At 71.1% G+C, this 24,930-nt stretch carries 18 protein-coding genes and 2 pseudogenes; 8 read left to right on the top strand and 12 right to left on the bottom strand.

The window, feature by feature from the left end; genetic code table 11:
- Positions 1–1,281: PQQ-binding-like beta-propeller repeat protein (locus tag FVS66_RS02750; protein ID WP_262386777.1), on the top strand; the 1,281-nt coding region annotated here is incomplete at its 5' end.
- A gap of 75 nt (positions 1,282–1,356) precedes the next feature.
- Here the strand turns inward: FVS66_RS02750 and FVS66_RS02745 are convergent.
- Positions 1,357–1,935 carry a hypothetical protein gene (locus tag FVS66_RS02745; RefSeq protein ID WP_149179337.1) on the bottom strand — a complete coding sequence of 193 codons (579 nt, stop codon included), beginning with the start codon at positions 1,933–1,935 and terminating at the stop codon, positions 1,357–1,359.
- Between the two features lie 199 nt (positions 1,936–2,134).
- Between FVS66_RS02745 and FVS66_RS02740 the strand changes: the two genes are divergently transcribed.
- Entirely contained in the window at positions 2,135–2,623 is a 489-nt protein-coding gene (locus FVS66_RS02740; protein WP_262386776.1) for a hypothetical protein, read from the top strand.
- A gap of 6 nt (positions 2,624–2,629) precedes the next feature.
- On the opposite strand, the pseudogene FVS66_RS36720 reads toward FVS66_RS02740, so the two are convergent.
- The 3 genes and pseudogenes from FVS66_RS36720 to FVS66_RS02735 form a co-directional block, all read right to left on the bottom strand.
- Positions 2,630–2,766: pseudogene (locus FVS66_RS36720) on the bottom strand (IS5/IS1182 family transposase); the annotation flags it as partial.
- Positions 2,767–2,774: 8 nt separating this feature from the next.
- Positions 2,775–2,881, bottom strand: a pseudogene (locus tag FVS66_RS36715) (IS5/IS1182 family transposase); the annotation flags it as partial.
- 188 nt (positions 2,882–3,069) lie between these two features.
- Entirely contained in the window at positions 3,070–3,285 is a 216-nt protein-coding gene (locus FVS66_RS02735; RefSeq protein WP_149179341.1) for a hypothetical protein, read from the bottom strand.
- An 881-nt stretch (positions 3,286–4,166) separates the two neighbouring features.
- On the opposite strand from FVS66_RS02735, the gene FVS66_RS02730 reads away from it, so the two are divergent.
- The gene (locus tag FVS66_RS02730; protein ID WP_262386775.1) at positions 4,167–7,712 is read left to right on the top strand and encodes a colicin E3/pyocin S6 family cytotoxin; all 3,546 of its coding nucleotides are present in this window, start codon (positions 4,167–4,169) and stop codon (positions 7,710–7,712) included.
- Positions 7,713–7,715: 3 nt separating this feature from the next.
- A complete protein-coding gene (locus FVS66_RS02725) occupies positions 7,716–7,946 on the top strand; it encodes a hypothetical protein (protein WP_149179335.1) in 231 nt (76 codons plus the stop codon).
- 436 nt (positions 7,947–8,382) lie between these two features.
- Here the strand turns inward: FVS66_RS02725 and FVS66_RS02720 are convergent, their stop codons facing one another.
- Positions 8,383–8,763, bottom strand: coding sequence for a hypothetical protein (locus tag FVS66_RS02720; RefSeq protein ID WP_149179334.1), 381 nt, complete (start codon positions 8,761–8,763; stop codon positions 8,383–8,385).
- An 8-nt stretch (positions 8,764–8,771) separates the two neighbouring features.
- On the bottom strand, positions 8,772–12,857 hold the full coding sequence (locus tag FVS66_RS02715) for a polymorphic toxin-type HINT domain-containing protein (RefSeq protein WP_149179333.1): 4,086 nt from the start codon (positions 12,855–12,857) through the stop codon (positions 8,772–8,774).
- A gap of 431 nt (positions 12,858–13,288) precedes the next feature.
- Between FVS66_RS02715 and FVS66_RS02710 the strand changes: the two genes are divergently transcribed.
- From FVS66_RS02710 to FVS66_RS02700, 3 genes are all read left to right on the top strand, one after another.
- Complete coding sequence (locus FVS66_RS02710) at positions 13,289–13,693, top strand: hypothetical protein (protein WP_262386774.1); 405 nt, start codon at positions 13,289–13,291, stop codon at positions 13,691–13,693.
- Between the two features lie 16 nt (positions 13,694–13,709).
- The gene (locus tag FVS66_RS02705; protein ID WP_149179332.1) at positions 13,710–15,293 is read left to right on the top strand and encodes a trypsin-like serine protease; all 1,584 of its coding nucleotides are present in this window, start codon (positions 13,710–13,712) and stop codon (positions 15,291–15,293) included.
- A gap of 483 nt (positions 15,294–15,776) precedes the next feature.
- Entirely contained in the window at positions 15,777–16,736 is a 960-nt protein-coding gene (locus FVS66_RS02700) for an LAETG motif-containing sortase-dependent surface protein (protein ID WP_149179331.1), read from the top strand.
- A gap of 36 nt (positions 16,737–16,772) precedes the next feature.
- On the opposite strand, the gene FVS66_RS02695 is transcribed toward FVS66_RS02700, so the two are convergent.
- Genes FVS66_RS02695 through FVS66_RS02680 form a run of 4 tightly spaced genes read right to left on the bottom strand, consistent with a single transcriptional unit; the run spans position 16,773 to position 19,705 of the window.
- On the bottom strand, positions 16,773–17,291 hold the full coding sequence (locus FVS66_RS02695; protein ID WP_149179330.1) for a GNAT family N-acetyltransferase: 519 nt from the start codon (positions 17,289–17,291) through the stop codon (positions 16,773–16,775).
- A gap of 34 nt (positions 17,292–17,325) precedes the next feature.
- The gene (locus tag FVS66_RS02690) at positions 17,326–18,111 is read right to left on the bottom strand and encodes an enoyl-CoA hydratase/isomerase family protein (protein WP_149179329.1); all 786 of its coding nucleotides are present in this window, start codon (positions 18,109–18,111) and stop codon (positions 17,326–17,328) included.
- The gene (locus FVS66_RS02685; RefSeq protein ID WP_149179328.1) at positions 18,108–18,554 is read right to left on the bottom strand and encodes an OB-fold domain-containing protein; all 447 of its coding nucleotides are present in this window, start codon (positions 18,552–18,554) and stop codon (positions 18,108–18,110) included. The genes FVS66_RS02690 and FVS66_RS02685 overlap by 4 nt, the downstream gene beginning before the upstream one ends.
- A 2-nt stretch (positions 18,555–18,556) precedes the next feature.
- Positions 18,557–19,705 carry a lipid-transfer protein gene (locus FVS66_RS02680; protein WP_149179327.1) on the bottom strand — a complete coding sequence of 383 codons (1,149 nt, stop codon included), beginning with the start codon at positions 19,703–19,705 and terminating at the stop codon, positions 18,557–18,559.
- A 107-nt stretch (positions 19,706–19,812) separates the two neighbouring features.
- Between FVS66_RS02680 and FVS66_RS02675 the strand changes: the two genes are divergently transcribed.
- The gene (locus FVS66_RS02675) at positions 19,813–21,363 is read left to right on the top strand and encodes a FadD3 family acyl-CoA ligase (RefSeq protein WP_149179326.1); all 1,551 of its coding nucleotides are present in this window, start codon (positions 19,813–19,815) and stop codon (positions 21,361–21,363) included.
- Between the two features lie 186 nt (positions 21,364–21,549).
- Here the strand turns inward: FVS66_RS02675 and FVS66_RS02670 are convergent, their stop codons facing one another.
- On the bottom strand, positions 21,550–21,774 hold the full coding sequence (locus FVS66_RS02670) for a hypothetical protein (RefSeq protein ID WP_262386773.1): 225 nt from the start codon (positions 21,772–21,774) through the stop codon (positions 21,550–21,552).
- A gap of 206 nt (positions 21,775–21,980) precedes the next feature.
- Positions 21,981–24,930: AfsR/SARP family transcriptional regulator (locus tag FVS66_RS02665; protein WP_149179325.1), on the bottom strand; the 2,950-nt coding region annotated here is incomplete at its 5' end.

Genomic DNA, 24,930 nt, shown 5'->3' with positions numbered 1-24,930 from the left:
GCCCTGCCGCCCCCCACGGGCCACCCGCTCCCCGGCACCGGGCCGAACGGTCCCGGTGGCCCCGGCGGTCCGGCCGGGTCCGCGCCCGCCGTGCCCGGCCAGGCGACCGGCGGCCCGGACGGCGGCCCCACGGTGGCCGCGCCCGGGCACTGGCGCCCCTGGCGGTTCCGCATGTCGAACGACGTGTGGGGCACCCCCGTCGTCGACGGCGACCTTCTCTACGTCACCTCCTTCGAGGTCCACGCCCTGGACGTGGCGACCGGCCGCCGCCAGTTCAAGACCCGGGACGTGGCCTGGTCCATGGCCGTGGCGTCGGGCCGTATCCACGCCTCCGACGGCCCGACGCTGTACGCGCTGGACGCCGCCGACGCCGGGGAGCTGTGGCGGCTCCAGACCGACGCCTGGGTGTACTCCCTCAAGGCCGACCGCGGCACGGTGGTGACCGGTACGCGCGGCGGCGGCGTACAGGCATGGGAGGCGTCCAACGGTGCCAAGCTCTGGGAGCTCGGCGGCGCCCAGAGCGACTTCGAGACGCCCGAGGCCGGTCCCGCCGTCCACGGCGACACGGTGTACGTCTGGCAGGACGCCCGGCTGCGCGCCCTCGACGCCCGCACGGGCACCGAGCGCTGGTCGTACCCCATCGGCGACCCGGCGTCCTGCGGCGGTGTGCCGGTGCGGGTCACGCCGGCGGAGGACGGGTACGTGTATGTGGCGGCCGGGACGCGCGTCCTGTCGGTCGACATCATGTCGGGACACGTGCGGTGGCACTTCGAGTCCCCGGCGGTCTTCCTCTCCCCGCCGGCCTTCGCACCCGGGCCCGCGGTGACGGGCGGTGGTGTCTACCTGGCCGACTACCTGGGCACGGTGTACGCCCTCGACGCCACGACCGGCAAGGACAGGTGGCGCATCGCGACGGAGTCGCGCCAGTCGATCGAGCCCGTCCTCGTCGCGAACGGCAACGTCCATGTCGGCAGCGGCAGCGCGCTGTACACGCTGGACGCGGTGACCGGTACGCCCAAGTGGCGGTTCGCCGCGGCCGGCGAGATCATCGGCGCGCCCGTAGTCGCCGACGGCCGCATCCACTTCGGCTCCGCCGACCACGTCCTCTACACCCTGGACGCGGGGGGCGGCCAGCTGCGCTGGAAGCTCACGACGGGCGGCGAGATCACGGGGTCGCCGGTCGCGCGGGCGGGTGTGGTGTACGCGTGCAGCAAGGACCGGTGCGTGTACGCGCTCGACGCGGTGAAGGGCACGGCGACAGGCCGCACGCCGTCCCGCTGACGCCTGGGGGCGCGGGCCCCAGGTCTCCTGCCGGCGTCTGACCCCGGGTGGTGGCCGAAAACCCCCTCGGGTGGCTCAGGTGCGCCGTTCGTCCGGTGGCGGCTCGTCCGGGTAGCCCGGGTATTCGGGGCGGTCGGGGCCCGGGATGACGTCGTGCCGGGTGTTGTCGCGGGAGCGTGCGTGGCGGGGGCCGCCGACGTTGTGGTTCCCGTGCTCGTGCTCGACGTACGCCGGTGCGCGTCGCACCCTGCCCGTCATCACCGCCGCCGCCAGCAGCAACAGCAGCCCGCCGCCCAGGGCGAGCGCCACACCCCAGCCGACGCCTGTGTCGTCACCGGTCACCGTCAGGTTCCCGGCCGCCTGGCCCTGGCGGACCATCCAAAGGATCGTGAAGCCCAGCACGATGATCCCGGCCAGCAGCACCGTCAGCCGGGACCGCAGCAGCAGTCCCACCAGCGTCACTACGCCCGCGACGGCCATGACCAGGAACAACGAGGTCCACAGGTCCGCTCTCTCCGCCGTGATCCCCGTGAACGGGTCATCGATCTCGTAGTACCTGCCGAGGCGGCCCTCGTACCAGGCGACGAAGGGACTCCACACAGCGGCGGCCGCTCCCACGACGGCCAGCACCGCGCCGATGACATTGCGGATCATCCTCGGCCTCCTCGCTCTGGTCCTTGTCCTGCTCCGGGTCTCCGTTCAGCCGCCGGGTACCCAGGTCGCGGGCCGGGAACCGCCTGACATCCATACGTCGTCCCCTTCGCTGCTAGGGTGACGTGCGCGCGCCAAATGAGCGGGCCAGTATTCCACTTTCAACGGGGGTTGAAACATGAAAATGCGTCATGTTCGTGCTGTGGCCGTCTTCGGTGTCGTTCTCGTGGCGCTCACCGGCGCCCGTGGCTCCGGCGGCGGCAGCTGCGGCGGCTCCAGCTCCAGCAGCTCCAGCTCGAGCTCCGGCGGCAACCACGGCGGCGACACCGACAACGGCGGCTCCGGCAGCAGTGGCGGCGGCTCCGTCTCCGGCGGTGGCGGCTCCAGCTCCAACAGGGCCATCCGCGACATCCGTATCGACGAGTGCAAGCTGGACGCCACCGGCAAGAACCTCGTCGCCCGCCTCACCGTCACCAACGACAGCTCGCTGGACTACGACTACGACGTGACCGTCCAGTTCAAGGGCGACGCCGGACAGGGTGTCACCGTCGCCACCGCGCGCGTCAACGACCTCGCCGTCACGGCGAACGGCTCCAAGTCCACCGAGGCCGGCACCCCCTACACAGGCACGGGCAACGGCTCCGAGTACAGCAAGTGCGTCGTCAGCAGCGCCAACCGCACCATGAGCTGACCCAGGGCGGCGGTGGCGGATGAGGGCGCCGGCGATGCCGACGAAGGCGTGGGAGTGCTCGGCCCCGCGCTCGTAGCGGCGAGTGCGGATGGCGGCAGCCGCTGAGCCGGGTCATCGTCCGTTCCACCGCCCAGCGGCGGCAGGTCGTCGAAGTCATCGCCCTTGTCCGCGTGCAGCCTGGCCGGGCGGCGGCGCGGGGGACCGCAACGCGAGCGGATCGGCGGGATGCCCCGTCAATGGCACCAGGGCCCGACTGTCGCGATCGATGCGAGGCACGATGCGGCAGTCGGGCCGCCGCCGCCCCGCCCCGCGTCCGTACCGGCGGCTTCGGCGCCATGTCTGGAAGATCTTCCGCCACCCGTCCGGCACCAGCAGCCCAGCCATGTCCACGCATGGCGACGAGCTGCCGCCAACCTGGATACCCGATAAGCCGGTTGGCGCGCCGCTCACCCAGGCTGCCGCGCGAACAGCTCCAGATGCCCGCACTGAGGACACCGCCCCGCATCGATCTGCCACCGGGGCCGCCCCATGCGCTTGGCCCCACCGAAGATGCCGCGCTCAAGCGCCCCGGCGACCCACCGGGCGTACCCCCGGGAGGACTCACCGGCGTCCTCGACGAACCCGGGCTCCAGCCCGACCGTGCCGCACTGGGTGCACTTCATGGTGTCCACGCCCGCGAGTCTACGGCGACCGGATCGCGTCAGACACCTGAGCCGCACCGGCTTCCCGGCCGCTGCACCAACCGCGGACAGAGCGGTGTCGAGGAGGTGAATCGGGTCCTCCGCGACACCGCCCCTGAGTCCGGTCAGAAGGTCAAGCGACGCCGAACCATGAGCTGTCCTGGATGATCGATCTTTTGGGCACCCTCGCCTTGGCTCGGCAGGGAAACCGCAGGACTCGATCACGGCCCGGATCTGACGGAACGTTCGGATTGGTCGTGTCGAAGTAGGTGGCGTCCGTGACTGGATCCAGATAGAACGTGCCGGAGTACGTCCCGCCCGTCATTTCGCGGTCGAAGGCGCCGCCCCGTACCCACCTGGCGCCCGAGGGTATGAACCCGGCGAGTTCTCAGGGGGTTGGCTGGGCATATCGGGATGAAACCTCCGTTGCGGTACGCCCGTGATGGCAGCGACGGCACCGCTCTCAGCTGGGCGGTTCACACCACTCGAACATCGGTGGGGCCCGGAACAGACACCCTCGAATCGGCGCCCATCGCGGTCCCGAGCCAGTGCGCTCCTGATAGCGGGCCAAGCCCAGCGAACCGACGCTCCAGCAACCCGCATAGCGGCCTGGCCGTTCGGACGGTCTTGACTGCGGACTACCGGAAGGGGAGCTGCTCGCTGCGCCAGCGTACGCCTGCCAGTCATAATCCCGCTCGCCATGGCGAGAAGCTGACAAATCATGAAGTAGCAGTTGTGATCTCGTGCCTACTCTCACCTCGTCAACTCAGCACACGGCTCTCCAAGGCATGTGTGACCGGACTACGAGATGAGTGACTTTGAGACCAACAGAGCTCTTCAGGGGCAACAAGGGGAAGTCCCGAGTGACGCTACGCACGCTCAGCGCGGGTCTGTTGTCCACTTCCCTTACGGTGGGCCTGCTCGGTGTGAGCCCGGCCGCTGCGGCCGCCGTGCCCGCTGTTTCTGGCGCGGCAGTCAGCGATATCACCCAGTCTGCGGGACAGGGTGCGCTGGCAGCCATCCCGCCCACTGACCGGGGGAAGGTCGTCGAGCGCTGGAAGACCGGCGGCCCCGGAGTACGTGCCGCAGCCGAGGCTGCTCTCACGGGCAGCGATGAGGATGTACGGCGTTTTCTGGACATAGTGGCTGACGGTGCCGCCTTGCAGGATGACCGGGTCGCCGTCGCGCAGATCCACAGTATCGGCGGGCGCGGCCTCCAGGAAGCCGCGCGCAACGCCCTGAACGGAACCCCGGAGGACCTGCGGAACTTCCTCAAAGACGGCTGGCAGGAGCCGCTCACGCAGGATATGCGGGTCCGCGTCGCGCAGATCATCAGCACCGGAGGTCGTGGCGTCCAGGAAGCAGGTCGCGCCGCGCTCGAAGGGACGCCCGAAGACCTTCGCCGGTTCCTGAGTGAGAGCCAGTACGACAGTCGCGAGCAGGATGAGCGTGTCCAATCGGCGCAGATCATCAGCACAGGTGGCACCAACGTGCGTACGGCCGGCCGGATTGCGCTAGAGGGCTCGCCGGATGATATCCGCGAGTTCCTGGAGGTCGGCCAGCACGTGGCCCGCGCCCGTGACCAGGAGTACGCCACCGTCGCGGAGCTCGCAGGGCAGGCCCGGGAGGCGGGACGGCAGGCGGCCAAGGAGACCCAGGCCGCCAAAGACGCGTCGGCCCGTGCGGTTGCCGCGTCCCAGCTGGCCAAGGAAGCAGCACTGAAGGCTTCCAAGGAGACCGAGGCTGCCGGGAAGGACTCGGTGCGCGCCGCTGCGGCGGCATCCCGCGCCGCATCGGCCGCCGGTCAGGCCGCGACCGCGGCCCAGCAGGCCATCGGCGCCGCGCGCGCCGCCAACAACTCCGCCCGTGTCGCCGCCAATGCCGCGGCCCAGACCGCGTCGGCCGCCGCGGGTGCCGCCAACGCCGCCGCACGTGCCCGTGGTGCGGCCGCCGCTGCGGCCACCGACGCCGGAAAGGTATCCGCCGCCCGCAGGGCAGCCGAGGATGCCCGTGTCGCGGCCAAGGGCGCCGACATAGCCTCTCAGGCCGCCGAACAGGCCGGTGTCGCGGCAGCGGCTGCCGGTGATGCCGCGAGGGCGGCGGCGGCCGCGGGTGCCAACGCCACCGCGGCCGCCGACGCAGCCACAGCCGCTAGCGGCTACGCCGGCCAAGCGGGTGCGCACTCGGCCACGGCTGCGGTGGCAGCCGCAGCCACTCGCCGTCACGCGGCGGAGGCCACTCGTGCCGCCAACGCCGCAGGGGCGCTGGCCCGTAAGGCGGCGCGCGCCGCCAACGAGGCTCGTGACGCGGCCAAGTCCGCGGCATCCCATGCGCGAGCAGCCGCCAAGGCAGCCGACGAGGCGGCTGACCACGCCGGCGATACCGTCAAGGCTGCTACCGCCGCTACCGCCCACGCCAAGGCGGCCAAGGAAGCCGCGGAGACCGCGGTCTCGGCGGTCGAAAAGGCGAAGACTACCCACGACCTGGCCCGACAGGTAGAGGCCGACGGGCTGGTCGCCCGTACCAACCAGGGCATCGAGCAAGCCCGCGATCTCAAGGCGCTGGAGGAACAGCGCGCGGCCGCGCAGGCCCGCGTGCGCCGACAGGCCGAGGGCCTTGACGTCGAGTTCCGCCGCCTCGCCGTTCGGGCTGCCGAGTCCGGCGTCGATACCTCCGCCCTTGCGGCCGAGGGGCGCAAGGCCGCTGTCAAGTCCCTACGCGTGCACGGCCCGTGGGCCCGCACGGCCGCCGAGGTCGCCCTCGCAGGCTCGGACGTCGACATGGTCGAGTACCTGCGCGACGGCTGGCAGGAAGCGACACGCATGGATGAGCGTGCCCAGGTGGCGCAGCTCGCGCTGACGCCCCGGTCGGGCACGCTTCGTGCCGCAGCGGCTCATGCGCTCGACGGTGATGCCGGGGCCATCAGCGCGTTCTTGACCACCGGCCAGTACGAGGCTGTGATACAGGACCTTCGGGTCTTCATCGCCCAGGCGCACTCCGTCGGCGGGCCGGGAGTGAAGAACGCGGCAAGGGAGGCACTGGAGTCGCAGTCGGTCAGGGAGTATCGCGACTTCCTGACCACCGGCCTGTACGAGTCCCGCACTCAGGACGAGCGGGTGCGGGCCGGGCAACTGATTTCCTCCGGGGGACCAGAGGTCAAAGCGGCAGCCAGGATCGCCCTGGAGGGACCGGCGGCCCAGCTGCACGCATTCATCGAGGTCGGCCAGTACAAGGCCAAGCGCAAGGACGAGTTGGCTGCCACTCACGTGGCGCAGGTCCAGCGGCTGATTGCCGAGGCAGCCGGGATCGCGGCGACCGCGCAGAGGAACGCCGCGGAAGCGGGCCGGGTCGCCGCCGTCGCCCGCAAGGCCGCTGCTGAGGCCGGTGCCTATGCCAAGCAGGCGCAGGCAGCGGCGGACCAGGCGAAGGGCTACGCCGCCCAGGCTGACAGGGCGGCCAACCAGGCCGCGGTATCTGCCGTACGGGCGGCCGAGTCCGCGAAGACGGCCAGCGCTGCCCAGACCAAGGCGACGGCCGCTGCCACTCGGGCCATCAGGTCGGCGACCGAGGCACAGTCCTCTGCGGGTCTCGCGCGAGGCTTCGCTAATACCGCGTGGGCACTCGCGGGCAACGCCAAGCGCGCGGCTGACGCGGCCGGTAAGGACGTGAAGTTCGCCGAGAAGGCGAAGGTGGAGGCGTTCAAGGCGGCCATCAAACTTCAGAAGGAGGAGGAGGCGGAGTGGCGCGCCACCGAGGAGGACTGGCGACAGTTCCAGGAGCAGGAACAGGAGGCTGTGCAGGGGGAGGACAGCTGGATCCCGGACTGGCTGCGTGAAACCAGCAACACCGTTGCTGTCTATGGTGAGGCGATCCTCACCAACCCGGACGTGATCGCCGGATCTGCCGAGTCGGCGCTGGGCGTAGTCATGATGGTCGCGGGTGGCAGCGGTGACCTGGCGGGCGGGGCGGTCTGCCTCACCGGTGTGGGCTGCCTGGCTGGCGCCCCGGCCATCGCCGCCAGCACGACACTGGTTGTCAGCGGCGCTTACACCGCCGCTGACGGCGCGGGCCGTATGGGCCAGGGCCTCCAGGGCGCGATTCAGGACGCCGAGAGCAGGCTGTACGCGCTGCGGAACAGCGGATCGCAGTACTCCGGCCCGAAGCCCGCGCCGAAGAGCCTGCCAGCCTTCCCGAACGCGCAGCGCGCGACGCCGAAGACCCCCGTCCAGGGCGGCGGCGGTCTACGCAAGCGCTGGAAGGACCCCAAGAGCGGCGAGATCTATGAGTGGGACTCGCAGCACGGCACTGTGGAGAAGTACAACAAGCAGGGCAAGCACATCGGCGAATTCGACCCGAGCACGGGTGAGCAGACAAAGCCCGGCGACCCCACACGGAAGGTGCAGAAGTAGCCCATGCAGTACCTTGTCATTGCGTACGGCAAGCTGTCCGAGGCCGTCGAGCAGGAGACGGACGTCTCCTCGGTGGGCGGCGAGAGGCTTGCCGAGCTGATGGGTGTCCCGGTCGAGGGTCTGGTCGATGTATACCCGCTGGATGGGCGGCACAGGGCCGCACTAAGTGCACACGTGGACATCACCTACGACCTTGACGCGTACGACTACTTCCTGGAAGTCGTCGCCGACTGATGTAGGCACACCGGAACGGCAGAGGCACCGGCCATGGGCCTGACACTCCGGTCGTTGCCTCTCTGTCCAGATGTGCACCGTCAGTCCGTCAAGACCTGGGCGGCTCAGGCAGCTGACCATGCGTCGCCTTGACGCCTGCAATCCTCCAATGCGTTTCCCATGTATGTGGTCCTGGCCTGTACCAGCCGCCCGGTGGTATCGGTTCTTGCAGCAAGGTCGTGTACGAGCCGCAAAGCCCCTTGGCCTTGAGACGGTCTCCAACAACAGGTGCCGCCGGGCTCGTCGGTACCGGAGCGCAGCATCTGGGCGGCTCGGTCCTCAGAAGGGCGTCCATGCCCTTGATGCTCCACCCTGATCGGCCACCCGGGCCACCGGACAAACGGGGGCGGAGGCGCCATACGAACCGGTGGTGCCTCCGCCCTTACTCATGGAGCGATCAGCGAGTTCCGACCATGTGCCCGAACCAGGAGGGATCGTCCACTCCGCCTTCGTCCTCGTGCCATTGCGGCTGGGCGGAGATCACGAAGCTGGACAGGTCCTCCGCCAGCGCGAAGAGATGCTGCCCCGGTTCCATCTCCACACCGTATTCTCGGCTCACTCGTGCGCACTCCTCATCGGTGGCGCGCCGGATCAGCAGCCCGTCATAGACGGGGCGCAGCAGCATGAGCCCCACCGCGCCGAAGTGGACGTCGATGCGGGTGAAGGGCGGCCTGTCCCTAGTGCTGCGCAGGAGCAGTCGCCGGTGGCCCACGGTGTACTGCCACACCTTGAAGTACCGGTCGGAGCGGTAGAGCTCGTCCTTAGGGTCATCGGTCACTGCTGTACCTACCAGTTCGGCTCTGGAACATCAACGATTTTGCCGTTCGAATCATAGAAGGTGATGTTCTTCCATTCGATGTTTCCCAACTGGACCTGGATGCCTACCTGCCCCATCTCCCATTCAGTGGAACGCCAGTTGTCGCCCCGACCGGCATGGTAGGCCCTCAGGAACTGCTCCTGGGGAGTATCGCCATCGAAGCCCTTCAAGGAGATGGCCACCTTGCGGTTCCCGCGGAGTACATTCAGGACTTCCGCTTGCCATTTGGCGAACGGTTTGCCGTTCACCTGACCGATGACTTCCCGATAGTCGGCGCCGTTGAACGTGTATCCATCCTCCAGCCTGCGCACGAGGTCCTCCGAGTGCTCGTTGATTCCGAGCACCATCGTCCCGCAGTTGGAGTTGTGCACGAGCACCGGCGTCGAGCCCGCCAGTACGTAGTACGTGTGCAGGCTGTCGACGCTGAGGTTGTAGGTGCGGGCGTGCTGCGTGAAGGAGCGGTTCGCCGTCACTTCGACGGCGCTGCCGTCGGCGCTCAGCAGGACGGTTCCCGCCGTGAGTTCACCTGCGGTGAGCCAGCGCTTCTCCGCAGGGCTCCAGAACGGGTGCTCGTGCGTTGCGGTGATCTTCCCCGGACCGCGCGGGCCGTTGATCGTCAGCTCGTTGAAGAGCTTGTCGTCCTCCGTGACGATCAGGCGTGTGACTTTGCGCGCCCCCGTCCTCCCGCTGAGCGGGTCCGATGCCTGCACCATTTCGCCCACGCGGACGTCCTCGATGTTCTTCGTCGAGGAGTCGCCCATCAGCACCTTCGTGCCGGCGGGGAAGCACTTGAAGCACTCGGTCACCTGGTCCAGTTTCCGCAGCGCTTCGTACGCGTTGCCCAGCAACTTCAACTTGTTGCCGATGGTCACGTCGGTCATGAGGTCCGCGCATGCCCACAAATCGTAGTCAAGGCAGTCCTCAAGGGAGTCGAGGCCCGCGAGGGTCTTGCCGATCTCCCAAATGACCGTGATGTACGGCGAGGCGACCTTCCCCATGCCGAGCGTCATGCAGAAGGGGTCCGTCGGCGGCTTCTTGTCGCACCCGAAGACGTCATTCTTCTTCGGGCAGTCCAGAATTCCGCAACGCTGCAACCGGGAGAAGCTGAACCTCCCTTCCTCTGCCTGCTCCTCGTGCATCTTTCGCCGGGCTTCGGCGCGCTCGGTCTCGGCTTCGGCACGAAGCTTGTCGATAGCGGTCCGCAGAGCGTCTTCGCCGGCCTGGCGCGCTGCGTCAGCATCCTTGCCCGCCGCTGCGGCGGAGCGGCGGGCGTTGCGCTCGGCGGCCCAGGCCGCGGCCGCCTCGGCGTGCGCGAGTTCGGATGAGACGGTGGCGTGGGCTGCAGAGGCTGCCGCACTGTTCGCCGCGCTGCGGGCGTTCGACGCGGCCTGGCGGGCGGTCTTGGCCGCCTCGGCTGCGCGTGCGGCCGAGGCCTCGGCCTCCTTGGCGGACTGGGCGGCCTCAACGGCGTGGTTCTTGGCGCTCGCGGCGGAGTCCTCGGCCTGTTTGGCGTAGGACGCTGCCTCCTTGGCGGCCTTGCGGGCGACGGCTGCGACCCTGTTCGCCTCGGCGGCGTTCTTCTGCGCGGTGGCGGCGACGCCGGCCGCCTCGGAGATCAGTTGCTGGACTCGTGCCACGTGTGTGGCGGTCAGCAGGTCCTTGCGCTGAGCGCTGTACCGCCCGTACTCGATGAACGTGTGCAGCAGCTCCGGCGAGCCGTCCAGGGCGATCCGGGCCGCCGACTTGACCTCAGGTCCACCGTTGCTGATCAGCTGCGCGGCACGGACCCGCTCGTCCTCGTAGCGCTCGGCGTACCGAACGGTGGCTAGGAACTCCCGGTACTTCTCGAGGGATCCCGACTGCAGGGCTGCGCGACCTGCCTCCTGGACGCCGCGGCCACCGGCGGAGACGGTCTGGGCGATGAGCACGCGGTAGTCCTGCTCGGCCGTCTTGTACTGTCCAGTCTTGAGAAAGGCCGAAATGACGGAGGCGTCGCCGTTGAGCGCCTCGTCCGCCGCGTCGGCAACGGACCGCAGCGGACTGTCGGTCGACAGCAACGCAACCATCGCGCGCTCGTCCTCCTGGGCTGCCGACTTCCAGCCGGTACGGACGTACTCGATGACGTCCGTGTCGGGGCGGGCCAGGGCGGCTGCCGCAGCCGCACGGCTTACGGGGCCGCCGTCCCGCATCGTCAGCAGGGCCAGCTTGCGCCCCTGTGCGGCCACCATGCCCGGATCCGCTCCGGGTGCGGTGGTCTCTGCGGCGAGCCGACGCGCCTCGTCCGCGCGCTCCTTCTCCTGCCGACGCAGGTTCTCCTCGTCGGCCTTGCGCTGTGCGTAGTGGGCCTTGACGTCGCGTGCCCGCTCGATTCCGGCGTTCGTACGAGTGAGCAGCTCGGCAGCCTCGACGTCGCGTGCGAGGTCGAAGGTGGCCTTCGCCTTGGCGACGGCGGCCGTCGCAACGTCGGCTGCCTCCTGCGCGGACTTGGCGTGCGCCGTGGCCTTCGCCGCCGCAGTCGCCGCCTGACCGGCCTGGTCAGCGGCCTCGTCGGCGGCCTTCGCCGCAGCGTTGGCGTGGTTGGCCGCCGAGATCGCCGCGTCATGTGCCTCGGCTGCGGCCGCCGCGGACTTCCTGGCCAGAGCCGCTGCCGCCGAGGCGGCACGGTTCGCCTCCTCGGCGTGGCGACGAGCCGCTGCGGCGGCGGCCCGGGCCTCGGCGGCGCGGGCGTCGCTCTGTCCCGCGTAGTTGCTCGCCTGAATGGCGGCGTTGGCGGCGGCCAGCGCGTTCCCCCCGGCGCTGGCTGCTGCCTGGGCGGCCTCTCCTGCAGCGGTGGCCGCGGCACCGGCCTGCTTGGCCGCCGCGGCGCCGTCCGCGGCGCTCTTGGCGGCGGCGCGGGCGTTCTCGGCGGCCTTGCGGGCGGCTGCAGCGTTCTTCGCGTCGGTGGCCGCGGCGGCCGCGGCGCTGCGCGCGTGGGAGGCGGCGTTGGCCGCCCCTGCCGCGGCGGCTGCGGCTTGGGCGGCGGCGCTCGCGGCTGAGCGCGCAGAGTTGTTGGCGGCCTGGGCCGCGTCGATCGCCTGCTGTGCCGCGGCCGCGGCCTGGTTGGCGGCCTGCGCGGCTCGGCTCGCCGCGCTGGCCGCCCTCTTCGAGTCGTCCTTCGCTTTCTCGGCCTCGCTCGCGGCCTCAAGTGCCGCCGCCTTGGCCAACTTCGACGCCTCGACGGCACGCGCCGAAGCGTCCTTGGCCGCAGCTGTCTCGGCAGCGGCCCGACGGCCCGCCGCCCGGGCCTGGTCGGCGAGCTGGGCGACGGTCGAGTACTCCTGATCGCGGCTCCTGGCGATGAACTGGCCCACTTCGAGGAACTCGCGTATGTCCTCGGGGGAACCGTTCAGCGCGACCTTGGCGGCCGCACGCACGGCAGGTCCTCCGGCGCTCAGGATCTGGGCGACCTGGACCCGTTCGTCCTGCTGGCGCTGGACGTACTGGCCCTCGGCAAGGAACTTCCTGATGTCTTCCTGGGTGCCGTTCAGCGCGGCCAGGCCGGCTTCGCGGACTCCCCGCCCACCGTTGGAGATGATCTGGGCGACGCGTACCCGCTCATCCTCCACGACCGGCGCCTTCCAGCCTTCCTTCAGAAAGTCCCGAAGGTCCGCCGGGCTGCCGTTCAGCGCCTCTCGGGCGGCGGCCACTGTGGCCCGACCGCCCACACTCGCTATCTGTGCGGCGGCGACCCTTTGGTCCTGGAACTCCTCGTCACCGGAGCGGGCGAGAAAACGGACGACATCATCGTCGCTTCCGGTGAGGGCCGCCTCCGCCGCTGCCCTGACACCAGGGCCGCCCCGCTTCCACAGGTCGACCACCAGTGCTCGATGCGTCGGGGACACGGCCCCGCTGACCGCCGCGGGGCTCGTGGCCTCGTCGGCCCTGGCGGGCGGTGCCTGGCCGAGCAGCCCGGCTGCACACGCCAGGGGCAGGACGCCCAGGCTCAGCCGACGGAGGGCAGTTCTCGCCCTCCGTCTTCTGCCTCTCGATTGATAATTCAGTTGCAAGAAACACACTCATCTCGCTGACTGGCAACCGTGGTTGCCAGCTGCCGGATTTCGGCACAGCAGGATGTATATCTGCAACTTCGCCGCCATGCACCTCACAAGAGAGGCAACCGAAGTCTGCTCCTCGCCAATCCATAGTCCGGAATCAGAACTTCCGGGTTCTTCGCTCACCACCCAGAGCGGAGGCAGCCCCTCCGTGGACGGCGAACCCCACATCAGCTTACGGCGGCTCGGGCCCCGTTGGCCAAGATGGTAGCTTGCACGTGCCATTGACCACGGCACCCATGGTGAGACGACCCGACCATCGACTCGCTCTTGAAGGAAGAAGTAACGTGACAGTTCGTGCACGCAAATCTCTGCTTGTCTGCGCCTTCGGCGCCCTGGCCGCGACACTTGGGGGCTATACCCTCACCGGTGGTGAGGGTATACAGGACCGTCTGGTGACCACCGCTACCTCGACGGCCGCGGATGGTGAAATTCCCCCTCCGGCGGTCGAGGACTTCACATACCCCGGTGCGACGACGATCCTTGCCGAACGGGGAATCAAGCTCCTCCGCGGTGACGGTCACGTCGTACTCACGGAATGCAAGGACGCCACCGGCGAGATCAAGGTGTGGACTCGAAAGGGGGACGTTTGCTTCCAGGCGACAGCCAGCGCCGGCTTCGTCACCATGGAGATCGCCGAGGTCTGGGGCCTCTCGACCACGTCGCACCCCATCAGTGCCGACCTCACTGCCAACGGCAAGACCACGACCATGGAGCTCCCCAAGGGCGCCTACGAGAGTGTCGGCGAGGGCACCGGAGCGGCACCGACCACCCTGCTGGAGCTGCGCGTCACCGGCTGACCCCTTTCAGATACAGATGATGAAGATGAAGACATGGAAATCCGGCATGGCCGTCGAACACCGACGCTCCACTTGGCCGAGGTGGCTCATCGCAGCCGCGCTCGCGTCCAGTGCGCTCATGGCTCCCCAAGCGCAGGCGATAACCGGGCCGCAAGCAGAGTCCGGCGCCCTCTCGTTCACCGCCAAACTCGAGATCGGCACAGGTGACGCCGCTCGAGCGTGCTCCGGCACGCTGGTCGCGCCGGATTGGGTCCTCACTGCCAGCAGTTGCTTCAGCTCCGACTTCCGGAACGACTTCGCCATCCCCACGGGAAAGCCGAGCATGAAGGCGATGGCGGTCATCGGTCGTGCTGACCTCACGGCTTCCGGCGGGCATGCCGCCGAGGTCGTCAACCTCGTACCGTACGCGGGCCGCGACCTGGTCATGGCGCAGCTGGCCGCGCCGGCGAAGGGGCTCGCACCGGTTCCGGTGGCCACGACCGCTCCGGTTTCGGGCGAGACGCTCAAGGTCGCCGGCTATGGCCGAACCAAGACATCCTGGGTCCCCGACCGCATTCATACAGCGGATTTCACACTCGACATGCTGTCCGGCAGCTCCCTCAGGACGAGCGGCAGGACCGCCGAGGACAGCATCTGCAAGGGCGACGCGGGTGGGCCGGCACTGCGCCGGAACGGCGACCAGTATGAGCTGGTCGCCGTCAACAACCGTGCTTGGCAAGGCGGTTGCCTTGGCGAGACCGAGACCCGCAACAGCGCCCTCGCGAACCGGGTCGACGACGTCCAGTCGTGGATTCAGCAGGTGCGCCTCACCTCGCTCGTGGATCACGTGTCGGAGGTCATGACCACGGGAGACTTCGACGAGGACGGTCGGCTCGACGTCGTTGCGGTGCTCGACGACGGTTCTCTACACGTCTTCAGCGGTCGTCCGGACGGCACGCTCCAGTACGGTCGCGAGCTGTGGCACGACAACGGCTGGGGCGACATCGGAAAGCTGATCGGCGGTGACTTCAACGGCGACGGGCATGCCGACATCGCCGCCATCTCGGCCAGGGGAGCCCTGGTCCTCTACCCCGGCACAGGACCGGGCGGCAAGCTAGGCGCCGGAAGGCCGATGTGGAAGGACAACACCTGGAGCAGCGCTCGCCCGGTCACCCGCTACAAGGTCGACGGGTCCGGTCGCGACGGCCTCGCCCTTCAGGCGGATGACGGAGCCCTGTACGGGTACCCGAGCAGGCCCGACGGCGTGCTCACGGGTCAGCGCCTCAACCTGTGGCACGACAAGACGTGGAACAAGCGTCTCATCGCCGCGGGCGACCTCAACGGGGACACCTACGACGACGTCATCGCCGTCGCGGCCGACGGCAAGCTGCACCTGTACCCCGGCAACGCGCGCCACACCCTCGGTGGTGCGCGGCTGCTCTGGCACGACTCCAGCTGGAAGGGCATGCGGCACGTGCTCGCCGGTGATTTCGACGGCGACGGCAAGGGCGATCTGCTGGGCCGTGTGGGCACGGGCGGCCTGTACTGGTACGCGGGTGACGATGCCGGAACCATCGCTCCCGGACGGCTCATGTGGCCCACCAGTGTGGTGAAGAGCTGACACTCGTCGCGGCTGCGGGGCGTGGCATCGCGCTGCGCCCCGACGGCCCCGAGCGGCGGCATCACCACCCGCAAGGCGGCCGCCTCCTCACGTGTCGGTGTGACGTCGGCGAGGAGCTGGCGCGTGGCGGCCACGCGTGTCGCAACTCCGGCTCCACGAAGGGCATCTCCCGCGTGGGGCGGGGCCTCCAGTCCAGCGTCGACAAAGGTCGGCGCAAGTGGACCCGGAGGGGCTGAGGGGCGCGGTGCACACGTGGCTCTCGCCCGCGCGCGGGAGGCGTGGAGACGCCCGACGGGTGGATGAATGACATGACTCACAGGAGAAACCCGCCCACCTAGGGCAACTGTCTGCTTTGGGGGCATTTGCTCTAGTTTCATGGCGGTGCAGTGCATCGAAGTGGGCTGAAATCTACTGTTACTTCTGGGTATCAAGGTCATACGATCATGGTCGTTTGTGCTTCCGCCTTTCGACCAAAGGGCTTACGTGAACCGTCGCCGCACCGTCTCCACCGCCATCGCCGTCGCCTTTACCGCGCCGTTCGCGCTGCTTTCCGCCGCTCCCGCGTTCGCCGACGACAAGCCGCCGGTCTCCGCGCTGCGGACGGAGACGGGGAAGAAGGCGGCCGCGCCGTCGATCGCCGAGCTGGAGAGGGCGGCGAAGGCCGCGCAGGAGGCGTACGAGCAGGCCGTCGCCGCCAGGAAGGCCCAGCACGACGTGCTCGACGAGTTGCCCGGCACGGAGACCGCCCTGGGCAAGGTCGCCAAGGCCGCGGACGAGATCGCGAAGGCCGCCGAGGCGGACCGGACCGCCGCCGACAAGAAGCTCGCCGACGCTCGGGCCGCGCTCGCCGCTCTGGGCGAGTCCGCGACTCCGGAGGAGAAGGCGGCTGCCCGGCAGCGGGTGACCGACGCGGAGACCGAGGCCACGGCGGCCGCGGAGAAGGCGGCCTCTGCCCGCGCCAAGGCGGATGAGGCCGGCACGAAGCGGGATGACGAACGCGTCGCCGAGGGCCGCAAGTACTACGCACTGCAGGTCGCGGAGGAGAAGGCGCTCGCCGCCAAGCAGGCCGCCGACAAGGCGCTCGCCGACGCCAGGAAGGCCCTGGAGGAGGAGAAGCGCCGCAAGGACGAGGGCGCCAAGGGCGAGGGCGCCAAGGGCGAGGGCGCCGAGGGCGGGGACGCCGAGGGCGGGGACGCCAAGGGCGGGGACGGCAAGGGCGCGCGCGGGGGGAGCGAGGGTGCCAAGGACGCCGCCGTGGATGTGAAGGAGCAGGGTCGGGCCTCCGGCACTCCGGTGGAGGGCACGAACGCGTCCGGCAGCCTCGCCGAGACCGGTTCGTCCTCCGCCCTGCCGCAGATCACCCTCGCGGGCGGCGCCGCCGTGGCGCTGGGCGCGGGAGCGGTGTTCGTGGTCCGGCGCCGCAGGGTGAGCGGCGACGCCTGACGGCTCCGGCCCGGCCTGGGCCCCGCCTGGTGGACGCTATATGCCGAACGGCGGGGCGTAGTGGATCGTGCCCCGGGGGAGCGGGCGGTCAGGGTCCAGGCTGAGGGCCATCAGGGCGTCGTCGGGGACGTCGACGGGCAGGCCGATGCCGTGTGCGGAGGCGCGGGTGAAGCCGAAACGGGGGTAGTAGGCGGGGTCGCCCAGGACGGTGACGTACGCCTCGGCGAGTTCCGCGGCGGCTCGCAGTGCCGCCGTGACGGCCGCCGTGCCTGCGCCCGTCCGCTGGTGCTCGGGCAGGACCGCCACCGGAGCCAGGCACAGGGCCGGGGTGGTGCCGATATGGCAGCGGGTCAGAAGGGCATGGGCGACGGGGCGGTCCTGAGGGTCGGTGGCGACGAGGTTCAGGCCGTCGATCCAGGCCGGGTCCTCGCGCAGCGCGTCCACCAGGTCCGCCTCCAGGGGTGTGTCGAAGGCGGCCAGGTCGATGGCACGGACCGACGGTATGTCGGCGGGGGTCTCGGGGCGGGTTCGCCAGTGGGGGCGGGGCCGCTTCATGGTGGTGATCGTAGGCGCCGCCCGCTCAGTACGCCTAGCGCAGCCGGTACGCCCCTCGCCCTCGCCCGCCCCTGCCCCGCGCCTCGAACAGCTCCGTCTGACGCTCCGCCGGCAGGTTCCCGAGCGTGATCAGGTGCGGGGCGAGGGCGAGCGCCCGCTCCCGTGCCGCCTCCCGGGCGGCCCACACCGCCCGTACGGTGCCCTGCACCGCCTCCGTCGGGTACGAGGCCACGACCGCCGCCGCCGACCGCGCCGCCGCCAGCGCGCCGCCCGGCTCCGTCAGCTCGGACACCAGGCCGGTCTCGTACGCCCGCCGCGCGGAGACCCGCTCGGCGGTGCCCATCAGACACATCCGGGCCACCTCCCCGTACGGCATCCGCTGCGCCATGCCGATCGCCTCGTACGCGCTGACCATGCCGTACGTCGTATGCGGGTCGAAGAACGTCGCCTCGCGCGACGCCACGACGAACTCCACCTCCCCCAGGAGGTAGAAGGCACCCCCGCAGGCCATCCCCTCCACCGCCGCGATCACCGGCTTCCACAGGTCGTTAGCCTTCGGGCCGATCCTCAGCAACGGGTCCTCGATCGTGTACGGGGACGTCGGCTGCGGCACCTCCGCCGATCTGTCGATGCCCGTGGAGAAGGCACTGACCCCCGCACCGGTCAGGACGATCGAACGGGTGCTGTCGTCGAAGGTGAAGTCGCGCCACACCGCCGTCAGTTCGGTCGCCGTCCGGATGTCCATCGCGTTGTGGTGGTGTCGCCTGTCCAGGGTCACCACCGCCACGCCGTTCTCCTCCCGCTCCACCCTGACCGTCACGGCCGCTCCAGCAGCCAGCGCGGCACCGTCAGCCCGCCATCGGTCTCCGTGAACACCACCCGCACCGGCGCGCCGATGCGCAGCCGTGCCGGGTCCAGGGAGTCGAGCGGTGCGTCGGGGGCCGTGACGACGTTGCCGACCAGCCGGACGCGCGGGGCGTCGGCCAGTTCGACGACGGCCACGTTGTACGGGGCGCGGGCGGCGTACGCGGGGAGAAGCGGCGGGTGCGGGACCACATACGACCAGATGCGGCCCCGGCCGGTCGTTCTGCGCCACTCGCTGTCGAACGACTGGCAGCGTGGGCAGCACGGGCGGGGCGGGAAGCGTGGCTCGGCGCAGCTCGCGCAGTGCTGGACGCGGAGTTCACGGCGGGCCGTGTACGTCCAGAAGGGCGTGCCGTCGGGGTCCGGTACGGGCGTCAGCAGGTGTTCTTCGGGCAGCATCTCTACGTCCTCAGCAGCAGGGCCGATGTCGGGACTCCCTCGCCCGCCGTCACCAGGCATCTCGCCGCGCCCGGGACCTGCGCCGTGCTCGTGCCGCGGAGTTGCCGTACGCCTTCGGTGATGAGGTTGAAGCCGTGCACATACGCCTCCGACAGGCCCCCGCCGCCCGTGTTGAGCGGCAGACGGCCGCCGGTCTCCAGGGCGCCGCCCTCCGTGAAGGCCGCGCCCTCGCCGCGGGCGCAGAAGCCGTAACCCTCCAGGGAGAGCGGGACGAGGGCGGTGAACGCGTCGTAGATCTGGGCGACGTCGATGTCCTCGGGGCCGAAGTCGGCGTGCTTCCAGAGGTGCCGGGCGGCGGTCCAGGCGGGGCCGGTGAGCGGGTCGTCGTTCCAGTAGTTGACCATGCCGTGGTGCTGGGCGGGCAGGCCCTGCGCGGCGGCGTGGACGAGAACGGGGGTGCGGCGGCAGTCGCGGGCGCGCTCGGCGGAGACGAGGACACAGGCGAGGGCGCCGTCCGTCTCCAGGCAGTTGTCGTAGAGGCAGAGCGGCTCGCTGATCCAGCGGGAGTTCATGTACATATCGCGGGTGAGCGGGCGGTCGAACATGATCGCGGCGGGGTTCTGGTTGGCGCGGTTGCGGCAGGCGAGGGCGACGTTGAAGAGGTGGTCGCGGGTGGCGCCGTACTCGTGCATGTAGCGGCGGGCGAGCATGCCGATCTCGTCGGCGGGGCGGAGGAGGCCGAAGGGGCGGGTCCACTGCGCGGGCGTGGGGAGCTGGGCGGTGGTGCTGGTCCACGGGCGGGGGCCGCTGCCGCGCTTGCGGGAGCGCCAGGCGACGCCGACGGTGGCCTGGCCGGTGGCGATGGCGGCGGCGAGGTGGGCGACGGTGGCGCAGGAGCCGCCGCCTCCGTAGCCGACACGGGAGAAGAAGGTGACGTCGCCCGCGCCGATGGACTTGGCGAGCTCCACCTCGTCGGTCTCCTCCATGGTGTACGAGGCGAGGGCGTCGACGTCGGCGGGCGCGAGGCCGGCGTCGTCGAGGGCGGCGAGGACGGCCCGGCAGGCGAGGGTCCTCTCGTCCTCGGGGAGATGCTTGGCGAATGCGGTCTGTCCGATGCCGACGATCGCCGTCGCGTCCTTGAGCGGTGCCATCCCGTACCCCTGTCGCCGGGCGTCCGTTCCGCTGACAGCGCGTCAGGGTACAGCTAATCTGACGGATAGTCAGGTACTTGGGGCGGACGAGTCGGGGAGGTCGGGGCATGGAGTGGGGTGGCAGCGTTCCTGGGCTGGTGCGGTGGGCGGCGCGGCGGTACGGGGGCGCCGAGGCGGTCGTCGACGGGCGCACCCGGATCACGTACCGCGAGCTCGGCGACCGCGTCGAACGGGCCGCCGCGGCCTGTGTCGCGGCGGGTGTCGAGCCGGGGGACCGGGTGGCGGTCTGGGCGCCGAACTCCCTCGACTGGATCGTCTCCGCGCTCGGCGCGGTCACGGCGGGCGGGGTCCTCGTGCCGGTCAACACCCGCTTCAAGGGCGCCGAGGCCGCGCACGTCCTGCGGCGCAGCGGCGCCCGGCTGCTGTTCGTCACCGGGACGTTCCTGGGGGCATCGTACGTGGCGTCCCTGCGCCGCAGCGGCGTCGAACTGCCGGACCTGGAGCAGGTGGTGGTGCTGGGGGACAGCGCGCCGGAGGAGTACGCGACCTGGCGGGAGTTCCTCGCCGGGGGCGACCGGGTCCGTGTCACCGAGGTGCGGACGCGGGCCGACGCGGTGAAGGCGTCGGACCCGTCGGACATCGTCTTCACGTCCGGGACGACCGGCCGCCCCAAGGGCGTCGTGGTCACCCATCGGCAGACGCTGCGCTGCTACGCGATCTGGAGCGCCGTCGCGGGACTGCGGGAGGGCGACCGGTATCTGATCGTGAACCCCTTCTTCCACACCTTCGGCTACAAGGCGGGCGTCATCGCCTGCCTCATGCGGGGCGCGGTGATCGTGCCGCAGCCGGTGTTCGACGCCGACAGCGTCCTGGCCTGCCTGGCCGCCGAGCGGATCTCGGTGCTGCCCGGCCCGCCGACGCTGCTCCAGTCGCTCCTCGACCATCCGGCGCGGACCGCCCACGACCTGTCCCGGCTGCGGCTCGTCGTCACGGGCGCGGCGGTGGTGCCCGTACGGCTGGTGGAGCGGCTCCGCGGCGAGCTGGGCGTCGCGACGGTCCTCACGGCTTACGGCCTGTCGGAGGCGACCGGGCTGGTCACGATGTGCCGGCGCGGCGACGACCCGCGCACGGTCGCCACGACGTCCGGGCGGGCCATCCCCGGCACGGAGGTACGGGTCGCGTCCCCGGGCCGGGGCCGCCCCGGCGAGATCCTGGTGCGCGGGCACAACGTCATGACCGGCTACTACGAGGACCCGGACGCCACGGCGGAGGCCGTCGACGCGGACGGCTGGCTGCACACCGGGGACGTCGGGGTGCTGGACGCGGCGGGGAACCTGCGGGTCACGGACCGGATCAAGGACATGTTCGTGGTGGGCGGGTTCAACGCGTATCCGGCGGAGATCGAGCATCTCCTGGCCGGCCACCCCGACGTCGCCGACGTCGCGGTGATCGGTGTTCCCGACCAGCGGCTCGGGGAGGTCGCGAAGGCGTACGCGGTGCGTCGCCCGGGCGCGACGCTCACGGCCGACGACCTGATCGCCTGGTCGCGGCGCGAGATGGCCAACTACAAGGTGCCGCGGCAGGTCGAGTTCGTCGCGGCGCTGCCGCGGAATGCCGGGGGGAAGGTGGTCAAGGGGGAGTTGCGGGCCCGGGGGTAGCGGCCTGGCGCGAATCGGCGACCGGGGCGCGAAACGGCGGCTGGCGCGAAACGGCGGCCTGGCGCGAATCGGCGGCCTGGCGGCGGAGCCCCCGGCGCCATGAGGACCAGCCGTGCGCCGCGCACATGCAGCGGCCGCGGCGGCTCCCCCTCCGCGCCGCCGCGGCCGCACCCCGTGCGGGCAGGATTACGGTGCCGGCGGGGCCGGCACGTGGTTGTCCATGGTCACGACGCCGTCCATGGGCGGCGCGGGAACGTGGTTGTCCATCGTCGTGACGGTCTCTTCCGCGTCGACGCCGTCCTGCGGCGGAGCCGGGACGTGGTTGTCCATCGTGACGAGGCCCTCCCGCGGCGGGGCGGGCACGTGGTTGTCCATCGCCGCGATGATCTCTTCGTTCTGCTTCTCGCTCATGGCTGCTTCCCCCTGATGACGGTGTGACTTGGCAACGCCCGCTCGGCGACTCCCCCGAGGGCCGCCGAACGGGCGTTGAGGACAGCTCACCTGCGGTGAGCGCCGGTCGGACCGTCTGCCCCCCGACGCGACGGACCGTTCACCAGTAGATTGTCGGACCCGCATAAACGAATGCTGAACGCCCCGGTCGGGGCCGCTCGGGCCGCTCAGGCCGCCGCCGAAGGGGCCAGCAGGGCCCGGACGCCCTCCGCCTCCGGCGCGCCCAGGCGCTCGTACAGGGCGAGTGCCTCGCGCAGACAGGCGCGGGAGCGGTCGCTCTGCCCGAGCGCGCGGAGCGCCTTGCCCAGAAGGGTCAGGGCGTGACCGCGCATCTGGTCGCCGCCGATGCAGCCCAGTGCCAGGGCCTGTTCGGCGTGCTGGGCGGCGTGCGCGGGCCGCCGGGACTTCAGCTGCGCCTCGGCGATACGGAAGTGCGTGGCGCCCTCCCACAGCCGCTGCCGGTTCTTCGCGAAGATGCGCAGCGCCTCGGCGAACTCGTCCAGCGCCTCCGTGTGGCGGTCGGCGTGCGTGAGGGCGACGCCCAGCGCGTAGCGGCCGTTCGCCAGCCGCAGCGAGAGGCCCAGCCGGTCGAAGATCTCGATGCCCTGCCGGGCGAGGTCTATGGCACTGGTGGGCCGGCCGGTGAACAGGTGCACCCGGGAGAGGTTGCACAGGGCGGTGGCGACGCTCGACAGATTCCCGACCTCGCGGGACGCGTCGGCGGCCCGTACGAGGTGCTCCTCGGCGTCCTTGTGCCTGCCCTGCACGATCGCGATGATGCCCCGGTCGTTGTCCGCCCAGGGCACCGGCGCCGCGTCGGCCGCGCCGACCGCCAGCTCACGGGCGTTACGGGCCTCCTCGTCCGCCTCGTCGTACCGGCCCGCCACCAGGTGGACGTTGCTGAGCGTCGTCCGGGCACGGCCCTCCGTACGGGCGTCGCCGGCCGCGTGCGCCGCGTCCCGGGCCGCCAGGGCCGCCGACTCGTACTGCTTGGAGTTGGCCCCGGACTCCGTGAGGTCCTTCGCCGCCCACAGCAGGTCCACGGCGCGGCGCAGCCTGCTGCCCGCCGCGCCGCCGCCGGTCGTCGCCTGACGGGCGCAGGCCAGCAGGCAGTTGGCCTCCCGGTACAGCCAGTCCTGCGCCGTGTGCCGGTCGGTGAAGGTCAGGCCCTCGTACGTGGTCGGCTCCAGGTGGTCGACCAGGCGGTCGCCGGGCCGTTCGATGGCGTACACACGGGCCGCCGTCGCCAGGTAGAAGTCCAGGAGCCGGGACATCGCCGCGTCCCGCTCCGCCCGGGGCTGCTCGTCCCGTTCGGCGCAGGCACGCGCGTAGAGGCGTACGAGGTCGTGGTAGCGGTAGCGGCCGGGCGCGGCCGACTCGACGAGGGACGCGTCGACGAGGGTCTCCAGGAGGTCCTCGGTGTCCTGCGGCGGCAGGTCCAGGACCACGGCCGCCGCGGCCAGCGAGATGTCGGGGCCGTCCGCGAGGCCCAGGAGGCGGAACGCCCGGGCCTGGGCCGGCTCCAGCTGGCCGTAGCCCAGCTCGAAGGTGGCCTTCACCGCGAGGTCGCCCGCCTGGAGCTCGTCGAGGCGGCGCCGCTCGTCCGCCAGCTTCGCGGCCAGGACGGAGACCGTCCAGGTGCGGCGCGCGGCCAGACGGGACGCGGCGATACGGATGGCCAGCGGCAGGAAGCCGCAGGCGGCGACCACGTCCAGGGCCGCCTCGCGCTCGGCCTGCACCCGCTCGGCGCCCACGATCTTCGTGAAGAGCTGGAGCGCCTCGTCCGGCGACATCACGTCCAGGTCCACCAGATGCGCCCCCGCCAGGTCCACCATCCGGATCCGGCTGGTCACCAGCGCCGCGCATCCCTCCGTACCGGGCAGCAGCGGTCGCACCTGCGCGGCGTCCCTGGCGTTGTCCAGCAGGACGAGCACCCGTCGGCCGGCGAGCGTCGACCGGTAGAGGGCGGCCCGCTCGTCCGGCGTCTCCGGGATCTGCGCGTCCGGTGTGCCCAGCGCCCGCAGGAACGAGCCCAGCACGGTCTCCGGTTCGGCGGCCCGCGAACCGGCGCCCATCAGGTCCACGTACAGCTGCCCGTCCGGGAAGCGCGGCCGCGCCTGGTGCGCGACATGCACCGCCAGCGTGGTCTTGCCGACGCCGCCGATGCCCGCGAGCGCCGACACGGCCATGACCGAGCCCTCGGCCGTGGCCAGCAGGTCGCACAGGTCCCGTACGAAGGAGGTGCGGCCGGTGAAGTCCGGGACCGTGGCCGGGAGCTGGGCGGGCCGGGCGACGGCCTGGGGGCCGGGCGCGGTCGGCTCGACCGGCTGGGCCAGCTCGCTGTCCGCCCGGAGGATGCGCTGTTGGAGCCGGGACAGCTCGGGGCGCGGGTCGACGCCCAGCTCGTCGGCGAGGAGACGGCGCGTGTCCACGTACACGGCGAGGGCCTCCGCCTGCCGGCCGCTGCGGTACAGGGCGAGCATCAGCAGCTCGCGCAGCCGCTCGCGCAGCGGGTGGGCGGCGGTCAGCGCGGTCAGCTCCGAGACGGTCTCCGCGTGGTGGCCGCACTCCAGGTCCAGGTCGAGACGGGTCTCGACGAGCTGGAGCCGCCACTCCTCCAGGCGGGCGCGCTGCGTCTCCGCGTACGGGCCGGGGACGGACGCGAGCGGCTCGCCGTCCCACAGGCCGAGCGCCTTGTTGATCAGCGCCACGGCCTGGGCGCGGTCCCCGGCGGCGCGGGCCTTCTCGGCCTCGCCGGCCAGCTCCTGCGCCACGTTCAGGTCGAGGCCGTCGGTGGCGCCGCGGATGGCGTATCCGCCGGACTCGCTGACGAGGACGTCCGGCGGGAGGACCTTGCGGAGCCGGGACGCGTAGGTGCGGACGGCGGCGAGGGCCTGTGACGGGGGCTCGTCGCCCCAGATGGCGTCGATCAGCTCGGCGGCGGTCGCCGTACGCCCGTCGCGCAGCAGCAGCGCGGCGAACAGGGCCCGCTGCTGCGGCGATCCGGAGGGCAGCGGCTCGCCGTCGCGCCACGCGCGGACCGGGCCGAGCACCGCGAAGCGCAGCGCGGCCCCGCGGTCGGGGGCGACGGGGCCGTCCGCGCGGCCCGCCGGGGTG

The organism is Streptomyces sp. TRM49041 (assembly GCF_008271805.1).
Taxonomy (GTDB): domain Bacteria; phylum Actinomycetota; class Actinomycetes; order Streptomycetales; family Streptomycetaceae; genus Streptomyces.
This window is presented reverse-complemented; position numbering and strand designations above follow the sequence as displayed.